Genomic DNA, 6,645 nt, shown 5'->3' on the forward strand with positions numbered 1-6,645 from the left:
CCTATTCCCTGTTAATTGTGAGGGATAAAAACAGACTCTTCAGCCCAATCTTTGTATTTTCTTTCCAATGTTTTACGCGCTACCCCAAGCTGCCTTGCTGCAGCCGATTTATTCCCCTGATGCGAATCGACAACCTGCATAATGTGCGCTTTTTCGACTTCTTTTAGCGTCCAATCAGATGGGTAACAAAATGCTTCACCATCTACACCCTGACACTGACACAGCGCTTGAGCATCGGCGGGCGATACTATCGTCACATTGTCAGTCATGCTGCTGTCTGCTGTCATCGGTATTGTTTCAACGTCTTTATCACTACTGACAGGAAGACCAGATAACTCACGCCAATAATCTGCTGGCGGTTTTCCTAGCAATAAGCAACGCTCCATCATATTACGCAACTCTCGAATATTACCCGGCCAATCATACGACTGCATCGCCTGAATATCCTCATGCGTCCAACTGACAGGTTTAGAGCCAATGTCTTTCGCTAATTGCTGGGTAAAGTGGTGGGCTAAAACAGGTATATCATCCAATCGCTCACGTAGTGAGGGTAATTCAATGGTCAGTACATTTAGTCGGTAGTAAAGATCTCGGCGAAAACGCCCTTCTTCGACTTCAATCTTTAAATTTCGATTCGTTGCCGCGACAATTCGTACATCAACACTCACTTCACGCTCTGCGCCCACGGGGCGAATTGCTTTTTGTTCTAGTGCCCGTAGCAATGACGATTGCATAGACATTGGCATTTCACCAATTTCGTCAAGAAAAAGTGTGCCGTTATTGGCAACTCTAAATAGCCCTTCCCGTCCTTTTTTAGCCCCGGTGAATGCCCCTGAAACATGACCAAACAATTCACTTTCCAATAAATCGGATGCAATAGCGCCACAGTTTAACGGCACAAAAGGACCGCTACGTTTGCTGATTTGATGAAGAGCCCTTGCCACCAGTTCTTTACCCGTGCCCGACTCACCTTCAACCAATACAGCGGCTTGTGATGGTGCAACTTGAGCAATTAACTTTTTCATCACCAATGTACGTGGTGCATCACCGATAATATCAACAGGATAGCTACGCGAAACATCACGTTGTAACGCAAAATTTTGCCGTTCAACCAGCCGACGCTCAATACAGCGGCTCACTGATTGCATCATCTGATTTAAGTTAAATGGTTTTAAAATGAAATCGGAAGCACCAGCACGAAGCGCTTGAATTGCCGTATCAAGATTTGCATAGCCGGTCATAAAAATCACGTCACTGCGCCGAGTTGACGGGTCAAATGCTTCATGCCACTCGATACCAGAACGACCTGGTAAGTTGATATCGACAATGAGTAAATCAAAATGACAGCGTTTACGAATTTCTTCAGCTTCCTCAATGCTGCCCGCAACATCAACTTGGGCGAATTGTTTGCTCAACGCTTTTTTTAGAATAGCGCGCATCCCCGGTTCGTCATCAACAACAAGTACCGAAACGGCTGACCATGAAATCGTGGTGTTCTCAGACATAAATACATAATTTAGCTATGGTTATTGATGAGACATTTTGTCTTATCAACATAATGTCTGTCAAAGTTGTTTCTAATTGTTTCTTGTTTTTTCGTGGGCATTTAACCTATTTTTGTTTTAAATCATTACGTTAAATAAATTTTCACATATAAAATGTTAGCGTTCATCAAGTTGGCACTTGAATTGCTTATACAGGCGGTAACAGCTTGTGCATTCTATAACCACGTTAGTTGGTGGTTAGTTTGGTACTAGAACTCTATGTATTCTCAAATGACTAAACTGTCAGGAAGACCTATGAAATTATTAAAATCAACGCTTGTTGTCTTAACCCTTTTCTCTGCGACTGCACTTCAAGCAGCTGAAGACATGACTATCCGCCTTGCAACAACAACCAGTACTTACCATTCAGGGCTATTAGATTACCTATTACCAGCATTTAAAAAAGATACCGGTTATAGCGTAGAAGTGCTGGCGGCTGGTACCGGCAAATCACTTCGGATGGGACAAAATGGTGACGTTGATGTCGTTATGACACATGCGCCTGAAGCAGAAGCTGATTTTGTTGAAAAAGGCTACGGCGTTTTACCTCGTAAACTGATGTACAATGACTTTGTTATTGTGGGACCAAAATCTGACCCAGCAAAACTGACAGGCATGACAGATGTAGCGGCAGCCCTAACCAAACTTGCTAATGAAAACGAAACATTTGTCTCTCGTGGTGACGACTCAGGTACGCATAAAAAAGAACTGACATTATGGTCACAAACAAAAATCGAACCTAATTTTGGTGGCTATAAAGCAGTAGGACAAGGTATGGGTCCCACGCTGAATATGGCATCAGAACTACAAGGCTATACCATGACAGACCGTGGTACTTGGTTGGCATATCAAAACAAATTAGATTTAGAGATCGTGCTTCAGGGTGATGATCGTTTGTTTAATCCGTACCAAGTCATTATTGTCAATCCAAGCCGCTACCCTGATACGAATTATCAAGGTGCTAAGTCATTCAGTGACTGGTTAGTCAATCAAAAAGCACAGTCTCTGATTAACAACTACAAGCGACATGGCGAACAACTTTTTGTCGCGAGCGCGATTACTCAATAAATGGATATATGGCAAACCACACAACAAGCGATCCAACTATTACTGAGCGGTGACGGTGCTCTGTGGGGAATCGTGGGGGTTTCTTTTTCCGTGTCTTTGCTGGCAATAGGCATTGTGCTATTGCCAGCATTGCTGATTGGCTTCGCCCTCGCCTATGGAAAGTTTCCTGGCCGATGGCTGATTTTATCGTTATTTAATACTTTTCAATCGATTCCAACAGTCGTGATTGGGTTATTGCTTTATATGCTTTTATCCCGCTCGGGGCCTATGGGTGATTGGAAAATGTTGTTTACGCAACAAGCCATGATTCTGGGTCAAATCCTCATTTGTTTTCCGATCCTTGTTTCAATGATGCATGCAGCCTTTCAAAACAGCGACCGCCGAGCTTGGGAAACATCCCTTACACTAGGTGCAAGCCTTCCACGGGCGCTTATGAGCCTGATGTGGGAAAGCCGGTTCCCGTTGCTAGCCGCTGTCATTGCTGCGTTTAGCCGAATCATTACCGAGGTTGGCTGCTCGATGATGGTTGGTGGTAATATATTAAATTCAACACGTAATATTCCCACGGCAATTGCATTAGAAAGCTCTAAAGGTGCATTCGCCCAAGGTGTTGCCTTAGGAATGGTGCTGCTGATTTTGGCACTCGTACTAAACTTTCTTTTATCTGTTGCTCGTGGTAAAGCCCACTTGCGCACAAATTAAGTCGGGGAACAGGTAATGACTCAACTCTCTATTCAGGCTAAAGACCTTTCCATACGGTTCAAAGACCGCCTGTTGTTTCACATTCCTCAACTTTCTATTGGCCCTAAAGATGCTATTTACCTTACTGGTGATAATGGTGTAGGTAAAACGACGCTATTAAAAATACTGAGTGGGTTACAAAAGCCAACTACAGGTGTTGTTAGCCTTGAAAAACAATCACTACTGCGCCGCCTTTTTAGCACACAGAGCAATGGCGGTGTTATCTATATGCATCAAACACCTTACATGTTTGATGGCAGTGTGATGGATAATGTCTCTTATGGCCTTAAATTCACCATTCGAGACCGACAACAACGCCGAACTGAAGCTATTAATGCCCTTCGTATGGTAGGGTTAGAAACCTTGGCAGACGAACATATTTCTGTTTTATCTGGTGGCGAGCGCCAACGAGTGGCAATGGCACGCGCTTGGGTATTAAAACCCGGTGTGCTGCTAATGGATGAATCAAGTGCAAGCTTGGATCCTGAGTCTATCGACCGACTGGTTGTGCTATCTAAAGATTTACTCTCACGAGGAACAAGTTTAGTGATCACAAGTCACCAGAAAAATGCACTTACGGCATTGTGTCGTCGCCAATGGACAATTACTGATACAAACTTAATTGAACGTGCTGAACTGCATCTTGTAGACGAGGATAACGATAGCTATGCCTACGCCTGAAAACACTAGCTGGGTCATTTTAGCTGGTGGACAAGCAAGCCGCATGGGCGGCAATGATAAAGGGCTAGTTAAATTAGCCGGCCGAGCCATGATTGAGCATGTGATGGACACTCTCAAATCACAAACAAATGCCATCACAATTAACGCCAATAGAAACGCATCAACTTACCAACAATACGGTGCTGTTTTTGGTGACCACATCCAAAACTATCCAGGCCCTCTGGGTGGCATGCACGCGGCACTTCATCACTTAAGCTCTGACTGGGTGGGTTTTGTACCTTGTGACTGCCCACAACTCCCTCATGACCTCGTTAGCCGCATGGCGGAGGCTTGTGACGAAACAACCGATATCGCGGTTGCCCATGATGGTGACCATATTCAGCCAGTAGTGACACTACTGCATCGACGCATACTGCCAAAGTTGGAAGCATTTCTCGCAAACGGTGACCGTAAAATCATCTTACTCTATAAGCAATGCAATATGATCACCGTTGATTTTAGCGACCAGCCTAACGCATTCGTGAACTTAAACACCCCAGAAGAACTCGCACATTTCGGACAAAATTTATGAGTCAAATTACAGCAAGCCTTCCTCTTTTAGGCTTTGCCGCATGGAGCGGAACAGGCAAAACAACGTTACTTGAAGCCATGCTACCAAAGCTTGTTGAACGTGGCGTACGTGTTGCCGTAATAAAGCATGCTCATCATAACTTTGATATTGATAAGGAAGGCAAAGACAGTTATCGACTGCGTAAAGCAGGCGCAGGTCAGATGCTCATTTCTTCTCGTTACCGCCGCGCAATGGTGACAGAGACACCGGAAGAAGAAGCGAACTTGCCACAACTGATTGCCCAGCTCGATCAAACTAAGCTTGATTTGATTTTGGTCGAAGGCTTTAAAAAGCTCGATTTCCCGAAAATTGAGCTTCACAGAGAAGAGGTCGGTAAACCTTGGCTTCATCCAGAAGACAATAACATTATCGCTGTTGCTGCCGACATCACAGCCGAAACACAACTACCACAACTTAATATTAATGATTTGGATAAAATCACTGATTACGTGGTTAACTTTGCCAAGCAAGGTATAACAGCCCCACTCAGCTGTAGCGATCTCGACCCTTCAGGCATGCTATCTGTCGAGCAGGGGCGCGAAAAGATATTGAGCCAAATCGTCGCACCTTCCCTTGCTGAAAACGTTGCGCTTAAACAAGCGCTGGGACAAATTGTCGCAGAAGACATTTTATCCCCAGTGAATGTCCCTCAGCACACCAACTCGGCAATGGATGGCTACGCGATTCGCGGCGATGATATTGAGCGAAATAGCTATCACGTTGTTGCTCAAGTCATGGCTGGACATCACTACGATATGCCGCTGGAACAAGGTGAAGCTGTCCGCATCATGACAGGTGCACCCGTACCTGAAAATGCTGATACCGTTATCATGCGTGAGCAATCCCAACAAGATGGTGACACCGTTACCTTTGACCTTTCCATGGGGGCAATCCGCCAAGGACAGAATGTGCGTCAAGCAGGTGAGGATCTCGCGCTAGGACAAGCTGCAGTACGTGCTGGTACACAAATTACGGCCCCAGAACTTGGAATGATTGCTTCACTAGGCTTAAACACGGTAAGTATTCGCCCTAAAGTTAAGGTCGCTATATTCTCGACCGGTGATGAAGTACAACACCCTGGCGAAGACCAAAAACAAAATTGTATTTACGACTCTAATCGCTACACACTCCATGCCATGTTGACCAAAATCGGCTGTGAAGTGATTGACCTTGGTATCATCGAAGACAATGAAGCATCACTAGAAGCAACGCTTACAGCGGCGAGCGAGCAAGCAGACTTAATTTTGTCATCGGGAGGCGTATCAGTTGGTGATGCTGATTACATCAAAACGGTGCTGGACAAGTTAGGTCAGATTAATTTCTGGCGAATTAACATGCGTCCGGGCCGACCGCTAGCCTTTGGTCAGATCCAGACGAAACCCTTCTTCGGTTTACCCGGTAACCCTGTCGCCGTCATGGTCGTCTTTTTACAATTTGTAGAGCCTGCTATTCGTAAACTTCAGGGTATGACTCATTGGGAAGCGACAGCATTCAATGCCATCGCGGAAGAAAAGTTACGCTCTCGCCTAGGCCGCACAGAATATAGCCGTGGTTGTTATGGCATAGATGCAAATGGCCGCCTAACAGTAAAATCAACAGGCCAGCAAGGTTCGGGGATTTTACGTTCGATGAGTGAAGCAAATTGCTTAATTGAAATTATGCCTGAACAGCCGGGTATCGAGGTAGGAGAAACAGTGCGTGTGATACCGCTAGTCAATCGTATATAACGCGTATCGAACAAAAAAACCCAGCTTCAATGCTGGGTTATTGCTGCACTTCCGATCAATGTTTCTTTCCTGTTACTGCAAAGTATTATAGCACTCAGCAAGCTGCATTTTCATACTGCTTACTGAGTGCTTATTTTTTGCAGCTTCCGTGCTACTTTATTTTCCTGAGCTTCTACACGTTTAGAAGAAGAGTACTCTTTGGTACTTCATGTTTACTCAGATAAAGCAACCCTAGCCAAAGCGCTGATGGCAACCTGTCTGTATAGCAGTAATG

General features: G+C 44.9%; 6 protein-coding genes. 5 read left to right on the plus strand and 1 reads right to left on the minus strand.

Annotated features, from left to right (window positions below):
- Positions 1-11 precede the first annotated feature (11 nt).
- Positions 12-1,505 (minus strand): sigma-54-dependent transcriptional regulator, encoded by a 1,494-nt coding sequence (locus L4D78_RS26220; protein ID WP_428469656.1) that lies wholly within the window; start codon positions 1,503-1,505, stop codon positions 12-14.
- Positions 1,506-1,799: 294 nt separating this feature from the next.
- Between L4D78_RS26220 and L4D78_RS26225 the strand changes: the two genes are divergently transcribed.
- The 5 genes from L4D78_RS26225 to L4D78_RS26245 are packed head-to-tail and all read left to right on the plus strand — an operon-like array spanning position 1,800 to position 6,371.
- Entirely contained in the window at positions 1,800-2,612 is an 813-nt protein-coding gene (locus tag L4D78_RS26225) for an ABC transporter substrate-binding protein (RefSeq protein ID WP_428469657.1), read from the plus strand.
- Positions 2,613-3,314 (plus strand): ABC transporter permease, encoded by a 702-nt coding sequence (locus L4D78_RS26230; protein ID WP_428459202.1) that lies wholly within the window; start codon positions 2,613-2,615, stop codon positions 3,312-3,314. It abuts the gene before it with no gap.
- A gap of 15 nt (positions 3,315-3,329) precedes the next feature.
- On the plus strand, positions 3,330-4,034 hold the full coding sequence (locus L4D78_RS26235) for an ABC transporter ATP-binding protein (protein WP_428459203.1): 705 nt from the start codon (positions 3,330-3,332) through the stop codon (positions 4,032-4,034).
- Positions 4,021-4,605: a molybdenum cofactor guanylyltransferase MobA gene (mobA, locus tag L4D78_RS26240; RefSeq protein WP_428469658.1), complete on the plus strand. Its 585-nt coding sequence runs from the start codon at positions 4,021-4,023 to the stop codon at positions 4,603-4,605. Before L4D78_RS26235 ends, mobA begins: the two co-directional genes overlap by 14 nt.
- Positions 4,602-6,371, plus strand: a complete 1,770-nt coding sequence (locus tag L4D78_RS26245) for a bifunctional molybdopterin-guanine dinucleotide biosynthesis adaptor protein MobB/molybdopterin molybdotransferase MoeA (RefSeq protein ID WP_428469659.1) — start codon at positions 4,602-4,604, stop codon at positions 6,369-6,371. The genes mobA and L4D78_RS26245 overlap by 4 nt, the downstream gene beginning before the upstream one ends.
- The last annotated feature ends 274 nt before the right edge of the window (positions 6,372-6,645 follow it).

Origin of the sequence: Photobacterium minamisatsumaniensis (assembly GCF_050336695.1) — a bacterium.
GTDB classification, from domain to species: domain Bacteria; phylum Pseudomonadota; class Gammaproteobacteria; order Enterobacterales; family Vibrionaceae; genus Photobacterium; species Photobacterium minamisatsumaniensis.